Annotated in this window: 16 protein-coding genes; 8 read left to right on the top strand and 8 right to left on the bottom strand. The window is 38.6% G+C overall.

Annotated elements, in window-relative coordinates; genetic code table 11:
- Nucleotides 1-7: 7 nt before the first annotated feature.
- Genes ACK1I8_RS08775 through ACK1I8_RS08785 form a run of 3 tightly spaced genes read right to left on the bottom strand, consistent with a single transcriptional unit; the run spans nt 8 to nt 5157 of the window.
- Complete coding sequence (locus tag ACK1I8_RS08775) at nt 8-2263, bottom strand: TonB-dependent siderophore receptor (RefSeq protein ID WP_412468954.1); 2256 nt, start codon at nt 2261-2263, stop codon at nt 8-10.
- 37 nt (nt 2264-2300) lie between these two features.
- Complete coding sequence (locus ACK1I8_RS08780; RefSeq protein ID WP_412468955.1) at nt 2301-3725, bottom strand: DUF3526 domain-containing protein; 1425 nt, start codon at nt 3723-3725, stop codon at nt 2301-2303.
- Entirely contained in the window at nt 3712-5157 is a 1446-nt protein-coding gene (locus ACK1I8_RS08785; RefSeq protein ID WP_412468956.1) for a DUF3526 domain-containing protein, read from the bottom strand. Before ACK1I8_RS08785 ends, ACK1I8_RS08780 begins: the two co-directional genes overlap by 14 nt.
- 87 nt (nt 5158-5244) lie before the next feature.
- Between ACK1I8_RS08785 and ACK1I8_RS08790 the strand changes: the two genes are divergently transcribed.
- From ACK1I8_RS08790 to ACK1I8_RS08805, 4 genes are read left to right on the top strand one after another with little or no spacing between them, the layout of a single operon-like run.
- Nucleotides 5245-7446: a peptidase domain-containing ABC transporter gene (locus tag ACK1I8_RS08790; protein ID WP_412468957.1), complete on the top strand. Its 2202-nt coding sequence runs from the start codon at nt 5245-5247 to the stop codon at nt 7444-7446.
- 6 nt (nt 7447-7452) lie between these two features.
- Nucleotides 7453-10089: a lantibiotic dehydratase gene (locus tag ACK1I8_RS08795; RefSeq protein WP_412468958.1), complete on the top strand. Its 2637-nt coding sequence runs from the start codon at nt 7453-7455 to the stop codon at nt 10087-10089.
- 7 nt (nt 10090-10096) lie between these two features.
- The gene (locus ACK1I8_RS08800) at nt 10097-10930 is read left to right on the top strand and encodes a thiopeptide-type bacteriocin biosynthesis protein (RefSeq protein ID WP_412468959.1); all 834 of its coding nucleotides are present in this window, start codon (nt 10097-10099) and stop codon (nt 10928-10930) included.
- Entirely contained in the window at nt 10927-12801 is a 1875-nt protein-coding gene (locus tag ACK1I8_RS08805) for a lanthionine synthetase LanC family protein (protein ID WP_412468960.1), read from the top strand. The genes ACK1I8_RS08800 and ACK1I8_RS08805 overlap by 4 nt, the downstream gene beginning before the upstream one ends.
- A gap of 249 nt (nt 12802-13050) precedes the next feature.
- On the opposite strand, the gene ACK1I8_RS08810 is transcribed toward ACK1I8_RS08805, so the two are convergent.
- The 4 genes from ACK1I8_RS08810 to ACK1I8_RS08825 form a co-directional block, all read right to left on the bottom strand.
- Entirely contained in the window at nt 13051-13242 is a 192-nt protein-coding gene (locus ACK1I8_RS08810) for a pinensin family lanthipeptide (protein ID WP_088302624.1), read from the bottom strand.
- Between the two features lie 254 nt (nt 13243-13496).
- Nucleotides 13497-13712, bottom strand: coding sequence for a hypothetical protein (locus ACK1I8_RS08815; RefSeq protein ID WP_412468961.1), 216 nt, complete (start codon nt 13710-13712; stop codon nt 13497-13499).
- Nucleotides 13713-14001: 289 nt separating this feature from the next.
- The gene (locus tag ACK1I8_RS08820) at nt 14002-14379 is read right to left on the bottom strand and encodes an SRPBCC domain-containing protein (protein WP_412468962.1); all 378 of its coding nucleotides are present in this window, start codon (nt 14377-14379) and stop codon (nt 14002-14004) included.
- Between the two features lie 426 nt (nt 14380-14805).
- Complete coding sequence (locus ACK1I8_RS08825; RefSeq protein WP_412468963.1) at nt 14806-15996, bottom strand: acyl-CoA dehydrogenase family protein; 1191 nt, start codon at nt 15994-15996, stop codon at nt 14806-14808.
- 113 nt (nt 15997-16109) lie between these two features.
- Here ACK1I8_RS08825 and folB point away from each other — a divergent pair, with 113 nt between their 5' ends.
- Together folB and ACK1I8_RS08835 are read left to right on the top strand one after the other, a co-directional pair.
- Nucleotides 16110-16478, top strand: a complete 369-nt coding sequence (folB, locus tag ACK1I8_RS08830) for a dihydroneopterin aldolase (protein ID WP_412468964.1) — start codon at nt 16110-16112, stop codon at nt 16476-16478.
- Entirely contained in the window at nt 16479-17882 is a 1404-nt protein-coding gene (locus ACK1I8_RS08835; protein ID WP_412468965.1) for an FAD-binding oxidoreductase, read from the top strand. It abuts the gene before it with no gap.
- A gap of 178 nt (nt 17883-18060) precedes the next feature.
- Here the strand turns inward: ACK1I8_RS08835 and ACK1I8_RS08840 are convergent, their stop codons facing one another.
- Entirely contained in the window at nt 18061-18552 is a 492-nt protein-coding gene (locus tag ACK1I8_RS08840) for an acyl-CoA thioesterase (RefSeq protein ID WP_412468966.1), read from the bottom strand.
- A 76-nt stretch (nt 18553-18628) separates the two neighbouring features.
- On the opposite strand from ACK1I8_RS08840, the gene ACK1I8_RS08845 reads away from it, so the two are divergent.
- Together ACK1I8_RS08845 and ACK1I8_RS08850 are read left to right on the top strand one after the other, a co-directional pair.
- Nucleotides 18629-19063, top strand: coding sequence for an Hsp20/alpha crystallin family protein (locus ACK1I8_RS08845; RefSeq protein ID WP_412468967.1), 435 nt, complete (start codon nt 18629-18631; stop codon nt 19061-19063).
- A 302-nt stretch (nt 19064-19365) separates the two neighbouring features.
- Nucleotides 19366-20682 (top strand): nicotinamide mononucleotide adenylyltransferase, encoded by a 1317-nt coding sequence (locus ACK1I8_RS08850; RefSeq protein WP_412468968.1) that lies wholly within the window; start codon nt 19366-19368, stop codon nt 20680-20682.
- Nucleotides 20683-20881: the final 199 nt, after the last annotated feature.

Genomic DNA, 20881 nt, shown 5'->3' on the forward strand with positions numbered 1-20881 from the left:
GTATAGCTTAAAATTTAACGCCTAGTGAAAGTCTGATGGTAAATGGTTCTCCTTCAACAAAGAAATAATTATTGCCCGAATACGGAAAATCCGTGGTAATGTCGCCAGATGCCATATAACGTCTGTTGGTTAAATTATCTGCAATTATCCTAAACATATATTTCGGACTGCTAAAACTCAAACCAGCATCAAATTTAGTATAGTTGGGCAGGTAAGTATCCCTTTGGCTGATTGCAGAAAGTTTGGTAATGGTGCTTTGTCCTGCGCTGATCGAAATTTTATGGTAACCGCTAAGAGGAAAGCTATATTGAAGCCAGGTATTAAATACTTGTTGAGGTACATCCGGCATCTTCTGTCCTACAATCGATGGATTATCAGGTGTTGGATCGAGGTTGTTATCTTTGGTTATTCTGGCATCTACATAGGTGTAATTTGTGATCAGTGATAAACGATCGGTGATATTCCCGATTACATCGACCTCAAAACCATCGCTTACTACCTCACCCAATTGAAGATAATAGGCTATGGCTCCGGCAGCAGCTGCATAACTTCTGAAATCTCTTGCCGCCACATTTCTTTTTACCGTATGGAAACCATTTACAGTCGTTATTAAACGGCCATTAAACCAGTTCTTTTTTATACCCAATTCATAATTATTGCCCAGCTCGGGCTCAACTGGTTTTGATGCGGTAACAGTCTTTTGCCCGGCCTGTGGCCCATCAACAGTTTCGGTAACTACCTGACCTGTTTTAGGAACAAATGACTGATCGTACAGAAAATAGATCGATGAAGTCGAATCAGGCATAAAACTTAGTGCAGCACGCGGTGAAAAAGCATGTTGCCTGTAATAATCCGGCACACGCGGACCTCTTGTAGTAGTTAAAATATTGCGGTTGCGGTAATCGGTATAACGCGCCCCAACGGTCAGCAAAAACTTGTCAAAAGCGATATTATCATAAACATAGGCTGCTGTATAGTGAATGTGATTTTCCTGTCTGATTGATCTTTTAGTGATGCCTACAGTATTTGCATCTACGTAAAAATCTGGATTATTCCTTTCGAAAGGGAAGGAGTTACTTCCGTAATAGGTTGATAGTGAATCTTTACCTGTAGTATAATCGCTACCAATCAATAGTGTGTGCTTAAATGTACCCGTTTTAAATTTACCCGACAAAAACAGGTTGGTGTTATAGGTCTCGCCCAATATATTGGAATTGCTGGCAATGCGATTGGTTTTTCCTTGCGCATTAAAACTGATTGATGTCCGGTTGTTAGCCGATACCATATACCACTGGTTGGCAGGTGCCTTCACAAAGTTCGATTGTGAGGTAAGCTGCCAGTTTTCGTTGAATTTATGAACGGCACTGAACCTGAATGTATGTGTTTGCGAAACACTTAAAGGCAAACCGATGCCGGCACTGAAATTTAAGCTGATCGGATCTTGCAATACATCTTGATCCTGACGTAATTTATTGATGGAAGAACCATTCTTCACCTCCCCACGGATGTAGTTGTATTCCGCAATTAAAAAAGTACGTGGACTAAAATTATATTGTAATACCGGCGCAAATACATATTTGGTGGTTTTCATGTAATTGAGGTACGAATCCTGGTGCTGAAAAGCCGTATTGATGCGATACGAAAAGCCATTGTTTTTCAAAGCACTCCCAATATCTGCTGTAGCACGAAAGAAATTGTAATTGCCCCCTGTGACCATTACATTGAGCAATTTTTCTTTAGGTGATTTCGTTACAATATTCAGCGTTCCGCCTGGCTCGCCCAATGCACTGATAAATCCTGCTGGTCCTTTAACAAATTCCAGGTTTTCGATAAGGGCTTCATCATCAAGCGTTGCGCCTAAAACCAATCGGTTTGGCATTCCATTAATGGTGGTTGCGGCATTAAATCCCCTCACTTTTATCGATGCCGAGTTATCGAAAGGCGAACTGTTATACCCAAAATATACACCACTGGCATTTCTGGCCATATCTTTCAATTGCAACCCGCCTTGTTGCTGTATCAGCGCAGAAGAAATGCTGATAATATTCTGTGGCATCTCTAACAGCGGAACCTGCATTCTTAAACTATTAGATAAAGTATCTTTTTTTAGTTTAATTGCTTTCTGACCATCGATACGGACTTCGTTAAGCTGGCGTACTTTGGCAGTAGAATCCTGTACCGGCCTACTCCGCTTCTCGTGCTGAGCATAAACCTGTTGTATCGAAATCAATAAGAACAAGATGATGTAAAACTTTTCCTTCATTTTTTTGGTGTGATTGATTGGTTATATGTTGTGTGATTTAAATTTTAATACGGAGTTTTGTGGCAATGGAGATGATGGATACACCGACAGCAAACAGGTATAAAATGCCCAGCAGAATTTGATGATTTTTATGATCTGCTGACTTAAATTCGAATTCAGGTAATTTTTTTAAGTCATTCAGGCTTAGTTTTTTATCTGCTATTATATAATCATTCATAAAATCAACCCATTTTTTTTGGAAATCATTTACCTGATCCTGATACGAGAGGTAATCCTTCAGTCCGCTTTCAGCGATTCCATTCAATATATATTGGGTTTTCGTTGCCGGATTAATCCAGCTTACCTGATTGGCCACAGCGTTTTGTTTTTCAGAATACCGGTTATAATTTTTAACAACCGCTGTCATTCGGCGTCCTAGAAGATCATAATAGGCTGCGAAACGCTTATTACTGTTTTCGCTCGTATCTGAGGCTGCCCTTAAATGCCTGTATTTAGGGTTATTCAGGTAAAAGGTATCAATAAGAATTTTACGTGGCAACGCCCAAACCGATTCGCTATTTTCCCTTAATGCAACAGCTGCATCGGTTTTTAAGGGAATCGGATAATATAAACGGACAATGGCATTACATAAAGCAGGCAAAAGAATTAGGAAAAAACACCATGTGCCTAAAAGATAAAGGGCGTTGTGTACGGAACTTTGACTTAATCTGATGATCAGAAAAATAACTGCAAACCAAAAGAAAAGATAAGCACTGATGCCAAGTATCCACAATATAGCTGCAACCGGATCAAAAGAAACCAATAATGCCGAACTGACAAAACCGATGATACTGAGGAGCCAGGCCATTACGCCAATCAGCATAAACCTAAAAATTAGTTTATAGCTCATTATCCTGGAAAGATATAGGCCTTGCAAAGAAAGTAACTTATCCGTTTGTTGTTCTTTCTCCTTCGATAAGATATTGTAGCTTAAGGCAATAGCGATTAAGGGGAGCAGATAGATAATCACATAAGAAAGATCGAAATTCCCTGATGCGAGCATCTCTGGGTTGGAAATTTCAGCATTCGAACCTTGAACAAAATTCCGTCTGCGGGTGATCACATCGTAATAGGGTGTTAAATCCCTTTGTCCGATCGATAAAACACTTAAGGAATGAGGTTTATGAATGGCATATAAAGGATTTTTATATTCAATTACTGAAGGGATTCCGGCCTGATTAAATAAGGTTTTTCCAGCTGCAGTAGCCGTATCTGCTGAAAAGCTGGCCACCGATTCCTGAAACTTTTTCTGATATCCGTATTGAAGGCTATCAATGGCCAATAATTGTTTTTGAGTAAAACGATAACCATCATAAATGCTGTAAAGCCCGGTTGCAAAGAAAAAACCGATTAAAATCAGTATAAATTTTTGTCTGGTCAATAGCCTGAGTTCGAATAAGAATATGGTTTTAAACAGCTGCATAATTGAGGGCTAATGAACGTGAAGCGATATACTGAAGTAAAAAAATGAGCATGATTATCCATCCAATTAAAGAAAGTAAGGCTATTTTTTCCAACAGCAATACCGTGCTAAGGGCTGGCAAGCGATAGTTGAAATCTTTCAGCTGACTGAAATAATAGGGGCCTACCACATATTCTCCTTTAACATCCTTACCATGCAGGGCTAACTGCATGTTCAGTTTTCTAACGAGTTGGTTCCGGTAAGCCTGCGCCTGTTTAAAAAATTGTTCATGATGATAAAAATCAGAACCTGCCAATGCCATCGAAAGGCGTTTGGTTGATAAAAAGGGATCAAAAATGCCAGACAGACGTAGAAAACGTTGTTGTTGGTAGAAACTATTTTCAACTGCTTTAAAATAATGATCAAAAACCATGGTGCGGTAATCTTCATTAAACTGCAGCGTTAATCCGTCGATATTAAAAGGTAAATGCTCTACGCGATCTACCTGGTATTTTTTCAATAGACCATTAATATAACGTTCGCCACGGGCCGCGTAAGGATCTTTTCCGTTTAAGCCCTTTCTATAGCCTTGTTCTACCAAATCGCTAAAAGCTGCCCTGGACATTAATGGGTAACTACGGCTGGCCACACCGGTCACTATTTTAGGAAAGATGATCCCCATGAAGATCCAGAAACATAAGGCACTTAACAATGCTTTACCGGAGTGATTGCTCACTGCCGAAATCATTGTACCTAGTAAGGCAATTAGTAGATAGTTCAATAAACAAGTCACGAAAATCCACCAAAGCCGGCCAAAAAGCAAGGCTGTATCGCCAGAGAATAGCACAGCAATAGTCATGATCATAAAAACCGGGAGTATCATCATCATAATAAGCAGGTAATTTGCCCAAACTTTAGCCCAGATCATTTTTCGGCTACTTAAACCCTGGGCCAGAAGCATTTTTAGGGTACCATTCTCTTTCTCGCTGGTAATACTGGTGGCCGTAATAAACAAAAGAAATAAGGGAACCAATAACTGTAAAATAAGCGCAAAGCTGAGGTTGCCAAAACGCATAGCCGTATCATGATGTTCCGCGTCACTGTTACTGATTTCGTGCTGGACATGGGCTTCTACACGATAAGTATTTCCCGTATAATCGTTAAGACCTGGATCGAAAACATTGAGCAGATGGATAGGTTTAAAAAGATAAGTCCCAAAATGTGCCGCATCATGCGGATTACGCTGTTGATGCGCCCATTGCTGTCTGAACAGCGCATTAGCTTCCAATCGCTGTTTATGGCCCGCATTGTAACTTAAAATGGTACAACATACAGCAGCAAGAAACAACATCCATATCACGATGGCGGAAATCAGCACAGTTTTGTTCCGGTAGCTTAACAATAATTCTTTTTTGATCAGCATCTGCAACGTGGCAAAACCTTTACTTCTCATCTAAAATTTTATGATTATTTAATGCATCAAAGTTGCATTATATTTTACATATTTGCAACTGTATTGCATTTACCTGTTTGTTTCTTTATGATTAAAGACTTTATCCGTAGAAATAAGTATCCTTTTTATAAGCAGCCTGATGCCATGGATTGTGGGCCAGTTTGTTTAAAAATGGTTGTCGCCTATCATGGTAAAAACCTGTCTATGCAGTATTTAAGAAAGTTATGTGGGATCGGAAAGCACGGAACAACGTTGCTCGGTCTCATTGATGCTGCAGAACAGCTTGGCTTTAAAACACTTGCCGCAGAATTACCCCACTCCAAATTAGAGCATGTTCCTTTACCATGTATATTACACTGGCAAAAAGAACATTATGTAGTGTTGTATGAAGTAAATGATAAAGATGTATATTTAGCAGATCCGGCTTTAAGTGGTAAAATTAAGCTTAGTATAGAAGATTTTTTAACGGCCTGGTTAATCAATACTGAAAAAAAAACAGGCCGGGTTTTGTTACTTCAGCCGGAGGAGGCTTTTACAGATCTCCAAGCTCCCGATGAGCATAAAACTTCTCTGTGGTCGCTATTGCCTTACCTCAAAATGCACCGAAAAGGCTGGCTACCCATCCTAATCAGTTTGCTTTTAGCCAGTGGATTTTCATTAATTATCCCTTTGTTGACCCAAATGGTGGTAGATAAAGGAATCAATGCAAAAAATACCAATTTACTCTTGCTCATCTGTCTCGGTCAGTTAACGCTTTTTTCAGGAAAGATGTTAATGGACTTTATGCGTGCCAGGATTTTGTTCCGTATTGGGGCAAGAACCAGTATCATGATGCTCAAAGATTTCCTGGCTAAATTGATGAAACTCCCTTTTTCTTTTTTTGATAACCGACAGGCTGGCGACAATATGCAACGGGTAAACGATAACCAGCGCATAGAAGAATTCCTCACTAATTTCCTGATCAATTTTATCCTCTCGGCCATTACTTTATTGGTGCTGGGCGGTGTACTCTTTTATTATAACTGGCAAATTTTCTTGCTGTTTATGATTGGTGCTACAATCAGTGTGCTTTGGTCTAACTCTTTTCAACAGAAACGCAAAATCATTGATCAGAAAAAATTCAAAGTCCTTTCTGCCAATCAACAATTGCTTTTAGAGATTTTTTATGCCATGCAGGAAATCAAACTCACTGGCAGCGAACAAGATAAAAAGCAGCTATGGGAAAGCCTCCAGGACCAGTCGTTTGACTTAAAACTGGAAGCACTGCAACTCGATCAACGCATGCAAGGGGTGGGTTCTTTCATTAACGAGGTCAAAAACGTGTTGATTACATATGCTGCGGCCATGTTGGTAATCAACGATCAGATTACACTTGGGGGCATGCTGGCGGTCACCTATGTATGCGGACAGCTGAATGCACCTGTAAACCAACTGGTAGAATTTGCCCGGGTATCGCAAAACACCAAATTCAGTTTAATGCGGATGGATGAAGTGCAACAGGAAGAAGATGAAGATCTGGAAGTTAAAGAACCCATAAAAAATGCCGGGCCCGTTGATATTTCATTGAGCAAAGTATCTTTTAAATATGGAAGCCGGCATGCGCCTTATGTTTTAAAAGATATTAACCTGCTTATCCCTGCTCAGAAAGTTACCGCAATTGTGGGCACAAGCGGCAGTGGTAAAACCACCCTTATTAAGCTATTGTTGAAGTTTTATGCCCCCATAGAAGGCGAAATTACCATAGGCAGGCAAAACCTTACACAGGTGAATGCCAAATCATGGCGGAAACATTGCGGTGTAGTGATGCAGGATGGTTATGTATTTATGGATTCTATCGCCAATAATATTTTTGCCGGTGCAGCCCTGAAAGATTTCGACCGTCTTTATGAAGCGGCGAAAATGGCCAATATGCACGATTTCTTCTCCTCAATGCCCTTTGGCTATAACACGGTGGTAGGAAGGGATGGTTATGGTCTGAGTGAAGGACAGAAACAGCGTCTTTTAATCGCCAGGATGATTTATCGCGATCCTGATTATGTCTTCCTGGATGAAGCAACCAATGCACTGGATGCACAGAATGAAAGATCGATTGTGAACAACCTCAATGCTTTTTTTAAAGGTAAAACCGTGCTGATTGTAGCCCATCGGCTAAGCACCGTTAAACATGCCGATCAGATCATTGTGCTGCATCAGGGCGAAATAAAGGAATGTGGTACGCATGAAACGCTATTGCTCAATAAAGGAAGTTATTATAACCTGATTAAAAATCAACTCGAACTTGGTAAATAAATAGATATGAGCTTACAGATTTTTCCTTATTCTTTGGTACGTTATGCCGGATTACCCCATCAACTATTTGATCAGCTGAAATTGAAGGAGGCAGAAAATCTTTTAGCAGGTTACAAAAAGCTTAAAGATGAGCGGGAAAGGCTGAAAAACAATATCTGCGATGCTTTATACCCCGTGATAAAACTTCAGCTAAACGATAAAGTTAGACAGCAGCTAATCGACCTTAAACGGCAGGTATTCAACAATAAAAATATTGATCAAAGCTACATTTCTCTACTACCACAAGAACTACAAAATGATTTACAGGCTTATTTAAATCTGACAGAAGAATTTAACCTTTACAAAAGAGACCAGGCCCTAAAATTCGACGGACAAAAATACATCCAACGGAAACAGGTACAGGAAATGTCAAAGCAAACTGAACTGCAAAACGGACTTTTGTTATCCAGTCCGTTGCTTTACGAGCAATTAAACAGTTTTATTAAAAAAGACATTGAGCGCTTCAAACAAAAAGAACACCGGACGGTATTCAGCTTGATGCGGTACCTCAGCAGGATGGCTTTTAAAACTTCACCTTTCAGTACTTTTACCTATACGGGTTTAGCCACATTAAATGAAGTGCAGAAATCCAGTATGCCCCACCACAAAGTCTGCAGTCGCCTGAAATTAAATAATGCCATATTCGAATACCTCAAGTCGATACTGAAAAATCATCCCTTGTTAAATAATCACTTATTGATTAAACTAAATATAACAGCGGCAATCAGAGAAGATAAAATCTGCTTCTTAAGCAATTTCAATAATATAGAATCATTTCAGCAGATTAACGCAAAAGGCCTGCAACTAATCGTTTACCAGCATTTAAGTGAGCACAAGGATCTTGTTTCACTTAAACAATTAATTTTGAACCTTCAAAAGGATATTGAAGGCCCGGATTATAAAAGTATTAAATTGTACCTGATCAAATTAGTTGAAGCAGGAATGCTTGAAATGAGCTTGGGATTTTCCGGCATGGATGAAACATGGGACAGCAAAGTATTACTTTTTTTGAAATCGTTAAAAGGTGTGGAACCATCTGTTATACCGGTTATTACACTTTTTGAAAACTTGCAGAAATATAGAGATGAGTACCCGTCAGCGGGTCCTTTTACCCGCTATAGCATTCTACAGGAAGCAGAAAAACAACTAAATGATGTTTTTTGCAAATTACAGCAAGAGGCTGGACTCCCTTTTTGTAGTAACGCATCGGATAAAAAAATAGCATTGGAAAGTCCTGAAACAGACCAATTTTCAACCCAAAAATTCATTCCTTACTATTTTTCCGCACGGCATATTTTTTATGAAGATTGCTTTACTACAGAACAACTGGAACTACCTGAATACCAGATAAAAAGTTTTATCCATCAAACAAATGAATTAATCAATTTCTTACTTCCACTTGATGTGATGCGGAAAGAGCGAAAAAAAATGTGCGATTTCTTTTTACAGCACTATCAAACTAATGAAGCTATAGACCTGATCACTTTTTACAAGGATTACTATTTCTATATCAAAAAACCTGAAAAAGAGGAAGAATCACTTAAAAGCACCGATTTTTTAGCTTTAAAGAATTGGAAAGATGCCGTTCTGATCAAATTAGCTGAAATTGAAAATACCGATGAAGATGTTATCAATTTAAATGGTAGTTTTTTTGCTGACCTACCAGGATCTTTAGATCTAGCTAAAAATGCTACAACAGGAATGTTTGTACAGTTTAGTGAAGATGAAAATGGTTTTGCCGGCGTTATCAATGCCATATTGCCAGGAATGGGTAAAGTGAGCGGCCGTTTTTTATCGCTCTTTGATCAAAAAATTACCGGAACTTTTGTTCAGCATAACGAAAACCTTTATCCTGGCAAAATTAAGGTAGAACTGAACGATGCTTCGACATTTAATGCGAATATTCATCCGCCACTACTGGCTCATGAACTTGAACTTCCAGGAGGAAATAACATTTATCCGTCAGGCAAACAGTTTAACATTGGCGATTTAAAAGTAAATTATGATCACAAAAAAAATGCTTTGAAGCTTTGTAAAGGAGATGCTGAATTATACAGTTATGATCTCAGTTTAGAGTCTTTTTATCACCGATCTAACCTTTATCAATTACTTGCACATTTCAATCCCGATGCCCGTGTATCGCTACAGCCATTTATTCAATTGGTTGATCAGTTTCATCAGGATCAACAGGCTGTTCCTTCCCCTGATTTATTTACGCTGCCGAGGATCGTTTATGCCCAGAATGTTATTTTAAGACGTAAAACGTGGCGGATAAAAACAACCATTATTCCTAAACAAGACCAGTTTGAAACAGATTTTGAATATTTCATCAGGTTGAATAACTGGCTCATTGACAACAAAATACCAAATGAAGTATTTCTCTTTTTAAGAAAACGTGCTTACCAACATCAATCGGATGACAAAAGGGAAGGCTTACACGATGATTATAAACCACAATACCTTTCCTTCCATAGCCCTTTGTTCTTAGCTTTGTTTAAGAAATTATTGTGGAGGGCCGGCAATTACATTACGCTTGAAGAGGTATTTCCGAAACCAGCACAAAATAAGGTTAGCGAATACCTGATCCAATGGTACAATAACTAATCAGGATATGGAAAATCAACAAGATAAATGGTTATCAGTATATCTATTCCATCATGGAGATGCCAATCAACTTTTAAAGCAGCTGGTTCATCCGTTTATTATGCAATGGCCTTTGCCCTGGTTTTTTATACGTTATTGGGAAGGTGGCGATCATATCCGTTTAAGGTTAAAAGCCACAGAGAAGCAGCATCATTTGATCGTTAATTCGCTTCGTGCAGAAAACCCGGTAATAAAAGCGATTCAGATCGCTGAATATGAGCCAGAGGTACAGCGCTATGGAAATTTAGAGAGTATGCCCTGGGCGGAACGATATTTTGAATGTTCTTCTGCCCATATTTTAAACTGGATTGTCAATAAGCAAACCAACCAATCGCTCATCGCACAGGCTATAAAATTACATCTGACCTTATTATTTGCTACCGGATGGAATGAAAAGGCATTAATAAAGGTATGTAATTTATTTTTAGAAGGCTGGTTACCCAAACTCTTTAACCAAACAGAATCGAAGGAAATACAAAGGTTATTTTGGCTCAACCAGTTTGAAACCATTTTCAGAAAATCAAAACCTCAGATGGTTGCAGCTGCAGACCAGTTTTGGCAAGCGCTTAAGGCAGGAGATGTAGATGATGATTTAAATACTTATTTATCTGAAACCATTAGCATATTAAAACACTATAAATCTGCTGGTTTTGAGGAACACAAGTTATTTCAGATTATATCGAGCTTTATGCATATGAATAATAACCGTTTAGGTGTTTCAAATAATGAAGAAGCCTACATCATATATGGCGTGATCTCATGTCTGCAATTTATCAAAACTCCGGCACATAGCTTTAAATGATGTTTACTGAAGAACAGACCAAAAAATTCAAAAAGGAGCTTTATCGGGTTTACGATGAATTGTGTTCGAATTTTAGAGAAACTGATCAGGAAATCTGGTGGCCAACGCCTTTTTATATCAACCTTGATGAATATGAATTTAGGGAAAGTTATGACCTCTTCAATGGCAATTGTGGTATTGTCCTTTTTTTTCTAAAACTATATGAGTTTGATGGTAATGCAGATCACCTGAGCATCGTGAATAAAGCCATGCACCGGATTTTAAATGCTGAAGAAGTGCTTCATCCTAAATTCTTTGCTTTGTACACCGGCTTGGGTGGGGTGATTTATACCTGCCTTAAAATTTTTGAAGTTACAAATGATGAATTTTATAAAGACCAGGCGCTAACACTTGCGCTACATCATGAAAAACAATTGACCGGGTTATTAAAGGCAGATCTTTTAAGTGGTTATACAGGTAATTTACTCCTGGTCAGCCTTCTTTATCACCACACAAAACACCCTAAAGTGTTAGGCATGGTAAAATCGTTGATCGATCGGTTAATTGCTGAAGCCCGGATTTCTGAGCAAGGTATAAAGTGGGATTATTCCCGGTCGAAAAAAGCCTATGATAGCATGACCGGCTTTTCTCATGGCGCTTCGGGTATTGCATGGGTATTGATGCAGGTAGGTCAGTATTTTAATGCTCCGGGACTGATTTATCTGGCTAAAGAAGCTTTAAGTTATGAAATGCAATATTTTCACCGGCCTGCTAAAAATTGGCTGGATTTAAGGCTGGGTCCATACCGTTTAAACAAACCTGATGTACATGAATGGAAATTAGAGACATTTTTACCTGATATGACGGATGTAAATTCATGGGCACATGGTGCAGCCGGAATCGGACTGAGCAGACAAATGGCCCTACAGTTTACAACAGCAAAAAAATATCAAGCGGACTGCCAAAATGCCCTTGAACGCTGTTTGGACGACATAAGAAAGCTGAATCGCACTGACTTTACTTTAGTTAGCGGTTATGGCGGGATGATCCCACTTTTGTTAAACGGTGAAAAGGGTTCGCAAATTGCTTTCATATTAGATCAGGCCAGAGAACTCCATCAAAGAACAAATTGCTATAACACTTATGTTTCATCAGGTATTGATGATTATGGCTTATTATCGGGAAAAGCAGGAATTGGCTATATCATTTTAGCTATTTTAAAGGGACAAGGCTTTGATAGCATTTTAAGTCCGGGCTTACCAAAAAATAATAATAACAAATCTATCTTTGATGATCAATATGGGGAAATTCAAATCAAAAGGTTGATTTTTTCAAAATATTACCCCAAAACATTAGCCAAATTAAATGATTTTTCTCCTTTTGAAGCTGACGATATTAATGGTTTTAAGGTAAAACTCCAATCAGCAATTCTGGAAATCCAAAGCGATGAAATTGCAGCTTCATTTCGTCTGGAAAGCGAATTAGTATATTTATGGAAAAAACACAAAGGTTATTTTAGTTTCGAGCAGAAATATAAATATTGGCTTAAAAAAGCCGAAGAAAGCCTTAAACTAACCGATCAGGAGTTAATTGACCAATTTTTCAGGTTAAGCGATCGGATAAAACTTTATCGTCCGGACCAATGGAATGAAAATAAGGTACTTTTATTAATCAGTGACGAAAACGGGATAAAAGAAATGAACGTTGGGGTATTTACAGCATTGATTTTAAATGCATTGGAGAAAGAACAGGTAAAAGGAGAGAAGCTTGTACAGTCACTTCAATTTACGTTATCTGGAAATCACTCAAGTGAAAACGCGGTGGAACTAACGGATAAAGTGCTTAAGCAGATCAGGTTATTGATTGAGGCAGGCTTTATTGAAGTAGTGTAATAAAAATGGAATTCGAAATGACCAATTGATTATACGCTAAATCCTCTCGCTCAATCCGTCATCCTGAACTTGTTTCAAGATCTATATCGAGCAATATGTTGTTGATTAATCATTAATAAATTGCTAGTTATGCCTAACTACGATGCCAAATAGTTCAGTCATGAATAGGCGCTGACCACTTATCAATAACTACCCGTTAACCAAACAAGGCGCCCTGAAGCGCCTTGAGAAGAAGATACCTGTTGTTAATTAACAGATCACGGTAGTACATCTAACAGGTGGCGTATGATGGTCATCTGTTTGTTCCGTGTGTGTTGGCTCTGATACATTACCCAAACCGCCAGATAAACGCATAGCCACCTCGCTATCGATACTGGTTACAAAACTTTCCAATTGAAGGTCTTCTAAGCTTAAAGTGATTTTTTCTGATTGATTTTTCATAAAATAATTGATTAATGTTGATGCCTACTGTGGTTACGGGGGTTCGGCTTATCCCCGGTTGCAACAGCACTAAGTTAATCAATTGCAACATAGTTGCAAAATAAAGATGGATATTTTTGCAACTATGTTGCGAAAATAAATTTTACCAGAAATAAACCCCTAAAAAACAAATACTTAAAACAAATATACGGCTTAACCGAACATGAATTATTATAAGCCTTGATTGAATTGATATACCAGAAAGATTTTGAATATCACTTCCTGTTTTTAGAAGTCACAAAAACTATCACACCTGCTATTAAAATAATACCCCCGGCATAAGGAGGCCAATTTACCGATTTTTCTTTGTCTGCAGAGATTTGAATGGGACCTGCATCCACAATTTTCTCTTTTTTAGTATAAGAGAAACCTGTCCAGATGAGCATAGCAATGCCCACAACCATTAATACAATTCCTATTGTTCTGTTCATAATATTTGATTTTATTTATAACAGAACAGCAATCGCATCGATATGTTTTTATTTGAATTTATACCCCAAAGAAATCTTATTGGCAAAATTTATATTCTCGGCTAATTCAAACAAAAGTGTAAATCTTTTTATGCTTAAAAAGTAATGATTCACACTATCTGCCTCCATCTGACGTGGCAGGTAGCCCATGTTATTTCCGGGCAAAGCTGGGGTTCTGCAAGAACTTGATAGAATAATTAAAAGCAGAAAAAGAAGTAGCGTGTTACGTTTAGTTTTCACGCAATGCTTTTTATTCTTCAAAGAAATCAAGCAATCCGCCGAGAAAATATTCCTGAATGCCTTCCGTAAAATCTTTATAGTCCTCGTCAGGAATATTGGTTTGCCGAAATTCAAGTGATGTTCCTTTTTTATCTTCGTGCAGTTTAATGGTTACGATAGAAGGTTCATTTTCTTCTCCAAAATACCATTGTTGCACAATCTGCTTCCCATAAATAAATTCAATGTTTTTACCTGTGATATCGCCATCCCAAAAAGAAAATTCGGTTCCGGGTACTTCTTCAAACTCCACTTCGGCGCCGGTCCATAGTTTAATACTGATATCTTTGGTCAGTGCTAAATAAACTTCTTCGGGCGGGGCAGGGATATAGGTGTATTTTTTAAAGTCCATTCTGTATCATGATTTAAAGATTTTAATAATCAAAGTTTGAGAAATTAATTCCGATTAATTTATTCGTTAAGATTAATGTTACTTATTCCCCAATCTTTAGGTTTTAGTCAAACCTGACCTATATTGATTGTTTATTCCAGGATTGCAGATCTTTTAAACCGGGGACTTGCTGCGCCAAAATTAATTAATATTCCGACATTGAAATTATAAGCTACAATATAATTTAGTTTTTATAAATGGTAGTTCTCTAAATTGATACAAGTCTTAAGCTTTACAGTTATTAAATTGTCGATGACAAAATCGGCACCATCAACCAAGCCTTCATAAAAAAATTTCCTGTTTGATTAAATCATCAATGTGAACGTCTCTTATTTTGCTTATCCCAGTCCCACATCATGAAAATCCTAAAACCTTTCTCATCCTGTGTTACTTAAACGCGTTTAATCCGGTTACGTCCATTCCCGTAATTAACAAATGTATGTCGTGTGTACCTTCATAGGTCACTACAGATTCTAAGTTCATCATATGGCGCATAATCGAATATTCACCGGTAATCCCCATTCCACCAAGCATTTGGCGGGCGTTACGGGCAATATCCAGGGCAATTTCTACACTGTTTCTTTTGGCCATGGATATTTGTTCGGCTGTCGCTCTGTTCTCACTTTTCAGTATGCCCAAACGCCAAACCAACAGCTGACCTTTTGTAATTTCGGTTACCATTTCGGCCAGTTTTTTTTGCTGCAGCTGAAAACCACCGATTGGTTTCCCAAACTGGATACGCTCTTTGGAGTAACGTAAGGCGGTATCATAACAGTCCATTGCTGCCCCCAGAGCACCCCAGGCAATACCATAACGGGCCTGATTCAAGCAACCCAGGGGACCTTTTAATCCGCTGATTTCAGGAAAAACATGCTCTTTTGGCACTTTAACATTGTCAAATACAAGTTCACCAGTTGCTGATGCGCGCAAACTCCATTTATTATGCGTTTCGGGCGTAGAAAATCCTTCCATACCACGTTCTACCACCATCCCCCTGATTTTGCCTGATTCATCTTTTGCCCAAACCACAGCAATATCGGCAAAGGGTGCGTTACTGATCCACATTTTTGCACCGTTTAAAATGTAATGGCTTCCGGCATCTTTAATATTGGTTACCATGCCGCCGGGATTGGAACCATGATCTGGTTCTGTTAAGCCAAAACAGCCCATTATTTCACCACTGGCTAATTTGGGGAGGTATTTTTTACGCTGTTCTTCAGTTCCATAAGCATAAATAGGGTACATCACCAACGAACCCTGAACAGATGCGGTAGAGCGGATGCCTGAATCGCCGCGCTCGATTTCCTGCATCAAAATTCCATAAGCCGTATAATCTAGCCCCGCGCCACCATACTCAACCGGAATAGTAGGACCAAAGGCGCCAATATCAGCCAGTCCCTTTATTAAATGTTTCGGAAATTCTGCTTTTTGAGCATAATCCTCAATGATTGGACTCACTTCTTTTTTTACCCAATCTCTGGCCGTAGCACGGATTAATTTATGCTCATCGGTTAATAATTCATCTAATAAATAATAGTCTGGCGCCTCGTACAGGTCTTTTTTTACTGATTTGCTCATGTAATTTCTTGTTATCTGGTTAAGAAACCGCGTTCATTTCAAAGGTAACAATTTACCGCAACGAGCATTAAATTCATGAATAAAAATTTAATTTTACAGCTTTAAGAATATAAATGAGCCATTTCAAACAGACCGTAGCTTTAAAAGATGTAAAATGTTTTGCGCTGCATGGATATTACCCCGAAGAGCAATTAACTGGAAATCATTTTATTATTGATTTAACAACTGAATTTACACCAGTGGGTTTTGAAGATGAACTGGCACAAACGGTTAATTACGAAGATTTGAACAGCATTATCAATGCAGAAATGAAAAATACCCAGAAACTAATAGAAACCGTTTTGAATAATATCATCTCAAAGGTAATTGAAAAGTATCCTTTTGTGGAAAAGGTTGAGGTGAGCATGAAAAAACTTAATCCGCCCATGCCCGGACAAATAGGCCATTCTTTTGTTAAACTTAGTTATTCAGCAGCCAATTAAATGAATTTCAACCCGATAAATACCGAAATTTTAGCAGAAATCACCTCAGCCATCGGTGCCGATAAAGTTTTTACAGATACTGAAATCCTGGAAAACTATAGTCATGACGAGACCGAAGATTTGCGCTACCAGCCAGAGGTGGTAGTAAAACCCACTACACCAGAAGAAATTTCAGCCTTATTTAAAATATGTAATACCCATCATGTTCCCGTTACACCCCGTGGAGGCGGTACAGGCTTAAGTGGCGCGGCTTTGCCGATTTACGGCGGGGTTTCCTTATCAATGGAAAAATTTAAGGCCATTCTGGAGATTGATACCGAAAACTTACAGGCTACTGTTGAGCCGGGCGTAATTACTGAAGAATTCATTAATGCAGTTGCCGAAAAAGGTCTGCTATACCCGGTTGATCCGAGCAGTAAAGGATCCTGCTTTATTGGAGGTAACGTGGCACATGGCTCTGGCGGACCAAGGGTAGTGAAATATGGCACCATACGTGAATATATTTTAAACCTGGAAGTGGTTTTACCTAATGGCGATATCATCTGGACAGGAGCTAATACCTTGAAATATGCTTCAGGATATAATTTAACCCAGTTGATGATCGGTTCGGAAGGTACCTTAGGGGTAGTAACCAAAATTGTCACCAAGCTTTTGCCAAAACCTGGTCAATCGGTTTTAATGCTAGGGTCCTTTAACACCAATGAGGCTGCTTGTGCCGCGGTTTCGGCCATTTTTAGGGCTGGCGTAACACCATCAGCCCTGGAGTTTATGGAACGCAAAGGAGTGGAGTGGGTAATTAAATTCGATGATATTAAATTTGATTTGAAGGACGATGTGGCTGCTTTACTGATGATTGAGTTTGATGGTGATGACCTGGATGATATTTTTAAAAATTGCGAAAAAACCAACATCGTTTTAGAAGAACACCATTGTACGGAAGTTTTATTTGCAGATACAGCCGCTCAAAAAGAGGAATTGTGGAGAATGCGCAGAACAATGGCCGAATCGGTTAAATCTAACTCGGTTTACAAGGAGGAAGATACAGTTGTACCGCGTGCTGCCTTACCCAAACTCGTTAATGGTATTAAAGAGATTGGGGCGAGATATGGCTTTGAGAGTGTTTGTTACGGACACGCAGGCGACGGAAACCTGCACGTAAATATTATTAAAGCAGGTATGAGTGATGAGGACTGGAAAAACAAACTCAAATCTGGTATTGCTGAAATATTTGAACTTACCACCGCTTTAGGAGGCACAATTTCCGGAGAACATGGCATTGGCCTGGTTCAAAAAGAATTTATGCCGATAAAGTACTCAGAAATTCACCTTAATTTAATGAGGGGCATTAAAAATGTTTTCGATCCTAATGGAATATTAAATCCGGGAAAGATCATGCCAGATTGATTTTTCGTTAGCCTCAACTTGTTTAAGGGGCTTCAAGAATGATCAGTAGTCGTCATGCTAAACAAGTTCGGCATGACGACTACTTATTCCTCCTTGTCCATACTGTCAGGCACAGCGGCCCTACGGATCCATGAATAAAACTGAATTTATAACTCCGTAAACAAGTCCGGTAAGCGAACTAATGATTACTCAGCTGTTCAAAACCCAGCATTTTCTGTTTTTCTTCTTCAGGGATTGCTGTGGGTTTGCCTGTGGTGTAGTCTATAGCTATACAAACTGTTTTTCCCTTGCTGCAGATTACCTCCTCACTTCCCTTTAACTTTACAATCTGGTACTCCAGGTCAAAGCTTGTATTACCGATCCTTGACGTTTTTACATGAATGGCAATTTTATCATTCATTACAATCGGTAAAATATAATCAAGTTCTGCGTGCGCAATCACGATCCCGTTTTTTTTCCAATCCCATTTAATAATTTCTTCCCAATATTTAGTTCTGGCGATCTCCAGATAGGTAAAGTAAATAGAATTGTTTACATGTCCCATCATATCAAAATCAATAAAGCGCAGATGAATATTCGTTTTATAGTTGAATTTGTCGGAAAAAGCCCTGATATCTGTCAATTTGTCTTTTGATTTCGATTTATTTTGCCAAAATGTCTTAAAAATCATAAATATTTGGATTGGTATATAAGTTGATTAAGATGAATTATCAATTTAAAAATTAAAAAAATAAAGAATAAGCGATATGACACTTGTAAATTTTAACAACAGAACCCGCAACACAGCCCCTTACTTTAACAATGTTTTTGATTCATTGTTTAGCGAGGCCGTAAGTAAAAACAAAATGGTTGATAAATCGCCAAACGTGAACATTTATGAAAATGAAGCTGCATATGTAATTGAGTTGGCCGCTCCGGGACTGAAAAAAGAAGACTTTCAGATCAATTTAAAAAAAGACACGCTTTCTGTTTGGGCAGAAATTAAAAAAGACGAAAACCAGGTGGCTAAAGATTTTACACGTAAAGAATTTGATTACAGCTCATTTGCCAGATCATTTAATTTGCCTGATGCTGCCGATGGCGACAACATTACCGCCGAATATAAAGATGGTATCTTATCAATCAACATCAGCAAAAAAGACACTGCGAAATTACAACACCGAGAAATTGTAGTATCGTAACAAAACTTTCTCACTGGAGGATTTTTCATAATAGTTTAGTTTTTCAAAATTTATGAAGCCTGCATCGGTAGGGCAGACGAAAAGGTGATTGGTGGCTGATGCAGGTTTCGTAATCATTGAGTTTAGGTTTAGGTTTTATAAGGTTAGTGCCGGATGGCATTAACCTTATTTTTTTTCCATCCTGGTTGTCATGCCGATCTCATCTATCAGATCAGGGCGACGTTTCGGATGCCGGTATTTAGATTGATTTTAAGTTACATACTTAAAATTAGCTTAACCTCAATTTTTCGTATTTTCGCGGCATGGAAAGAGAAATCCTGGATACAAAACGCAAAGCACTTAAGATAAATCTTGACCCAAGAATTTATGGCACTTTTGCTGAAATCGGTGCCGGGCAAGAAGTTTCAAGAAATTTTTTTAACGCCGGAGCGGCATCAGGAACAGTAGCCAAAACCATGTCGGCTTATGATATGACTTTCAGTGATGCCATTTATGGAGCAGAAGCAAATGGACGTTACGTTAGCCAGAACAGGCTTTTACAGATGCTTGACCATGAATTTGGATTGCTTAATGAGCGTCTATCAGGCGAAAAATACGAAAGCCGCACTTTTTTTGCCTTTGCTGATACCGTAACTACCTTAAATTATAAACGCACCAATGAACCCCACGGCTGGGTTGGAATCAGGTTCCAGAACGAGCCGGGAGGTTTCCCTAACGAAATATTCTTTCATGTCCGTTTGTTGGATACTGATGTAAATATGCAGCAACGTGTACTTGGTATTATTGGGGTTAACTTGCTTTACGCAGCTTTCTATTATTATCAGGATCCCAAAATAATGGTTGAATCACTGGCTGATAATTTAACCATCGGATCTGTAGAAATTGATTTGATATCTGTTAAAGGACCGGCATTTCCCGGAGCAGATAATATCCTGCTTAATCTGTACATGATTATGAAAGATTTTTCGGCAGCTGCCATTTTCGATGCTGATGCACATCCGCGACAAGCAAAGGATCTTTTGTACAAAAAGGATATCATGATTTTACGGACCAAATATGGCCAAAAATCATTGCCTAACTTTAACCTTTTTAATAAAGCTACCGAGCAGTTTAAGCGTACGAATAAAGTAGAAGAGGGAAACCTGGCGGTAATGATTGAAGTTCTGGCAACCAATGTTTTAACCGACGCACAGGAAACACCCGATGATATCGATTTAGAGGCGGTGGCCAAACGCACCCAGGAAATGTGCGACACTGGGAACACGGTGATCGTTTCGAATTTTACCCGTCACAACCGCCTTGCCAAATACCTGGCCAGATGTAAACCAAAAAGTGTTGGCTTAGCTACAAACATCAACAACTTAAAATTCGTATTTAATGCTAAAAACTTCACCGGCGAAAACTACTCCGGTCAACTACTGAGTTACGTAAATGATATGTTTAATACCAATGTGCGGTTATTCGCTTATCCTTTTCTCGACAAAAAAACCAATCAGGTGATTACCACCGAGAATATGCCGATTACACCAGAAGCTAAACCGCTGTTCGATTTTCTCTTAATTAATGGCTACATTACTGATATTAAGGATTATAACGAGGACGAAGTTAAAACGGCTTAATACATGGCATGTAAATGATTACAAGAGGTATGCTAAGTATTTTCAGAAGAAATTTTCGGGCTGTTACTTTTTATCTTACTTCGCTCCGTAGTGACCTAAGGCCGGGATAATATGTGCGATGATAGTCATAACCAATAATTTATAGTCAAAAATACAAAATTATTTTGACAGTAATTAGTTGCTAAAATAAAAGCCACGG

It is taken from the genome of Pedobacter sp. KLB.chiD, from assembly GCF_047040275.1.
Taxonomy (GTDB): domain Bacteria; phylum Bacteroidota; class Bacteroidia; order Sphingobacteriales; family Sphingobacteriaceae; genus Pedobacter.

What these genes read in the sequence shown, in the direction of transcription:
- ACK1I8_RS08780 (WP_412468955.1), bottom strand. Translation starts at nt 3,725, where the DNA reads ATGCAGCTGTTTAAAACCATATTCTTATTCGAACTCAGGCTATTGACC.
- ACK1I8_RS08785 (WP_412468956.1), bottom strand. Translation starts at nt 5,157, where the DNA reads ATGAGAAGTAAAGGTTTTGCCACGTTGCAGATGCTGATCAAAAAAGAA.
- ACK1I8_RS08800 (WP_412468959.1), top strand. Translation starts at nt 10,097, where the DNA reads ATGGAAAATCAACAAGATAAATGGTTATCAGTATATCTATTCCATCAT.
- ACK1I8_RS08845 (WP_412468967.1), top strand. Translation starts at nt 18,629, where the DNA reads ATGACACTTGTAAATTTTAACAACAGAACCCGCAACACAGCCCCTTAC.
- ACK1I8_RS08835 (WP_412468965.1), top strand. Translation starts at nt 16,479, where the DNA reads ATGAATTTCAACCCGATAAATACCGAAATTTTAGCAGAAATCACCTCA.
- ACK1I8_RS08825 (WP_412468963.1), bottom strand. Translation starts at nt 15,996, where the DNA reads ATGAGCAAATCAGTAAAAAAAGACCTGTACGAGGCGCCAGACTATTAT.
- ACK1I8_RS08840 (WP_412468966.1), bottom strand. Translation starts at nt 18,552, where the DNA reads ATGATTTTTAAGACATTTTGGCAAAATAAATCGAAATCAAAAGACAAA.
- ACK1I8_RS08820 (WP_412468962.1), bottom strand. Translation starts at nt 14,379, where the DNA reads ATGGACTTTAAAAAATACACCTATATCCCTGCCCCGCCCGAAGAAGTT.
- ACK1I8_RS08795 (WP_412468958.1), top strand. Translation starts at nt 7,453, where the DNA reads ATGAGCTTACAGATTTTTCCTTATTCTTTGGTACGTTATGCCGGATTA.
- ACK1I8_RS08850 (WP_412468968.1), top strand. Translation starts at nt 19,366, where the DNA reads ATGGAAAGAGAAATCCTGGATACAAAACGCAAAGCACTTAAGATAAAT.
- ACK1I8_RS08775 (WP_412468954.1), bottom strand. Translation starts at nt 2,263, where the DNA reads ATGAAGGAAAAGTTTTACATCATCTTGTTCTTATTGATTTCGATACAA.
- ACK1I8_RS08815 (WP_412468961.1), bottom strand. Translation starts at nt 13,712, where the DNA reads ATGAACAGAACAATAGGAATTGTATTAATGGTTGTGGGCATTGCTATG.
- ACK1I8_RS08810 (WP_088302624.1), bottom strand. Translation starts at nt 13,242, where the DNA reads ATGAAAAATCAATCAGAAAAAATCACTTTAAGCTTAGAAGACCTTCAA.
- ACK1I8_RS08805 (WP_412468960.1), top strand. Translation starts at nt 10,927, where the DNA reads ATGATGTTTACTGAAGAACAGACCAAAAAATTCAAAAAGGAGCTTTAT.
- folB (WP_412468964.1), top strand. Translation starts at nt 16,110, where the DNA reads ATGAGCCATTTCAAACAGACCGTAGCTTTAAAAGATGTAAAATGTTTT.
- ACK1I8_RS08790 (WP_412468957.1), top strand. Translation starts at nt 5,245, where the DNA reads ATGATTAAAGACTTTATCCGTAGAAATAAGTATCCTTTTTATAAGCAG.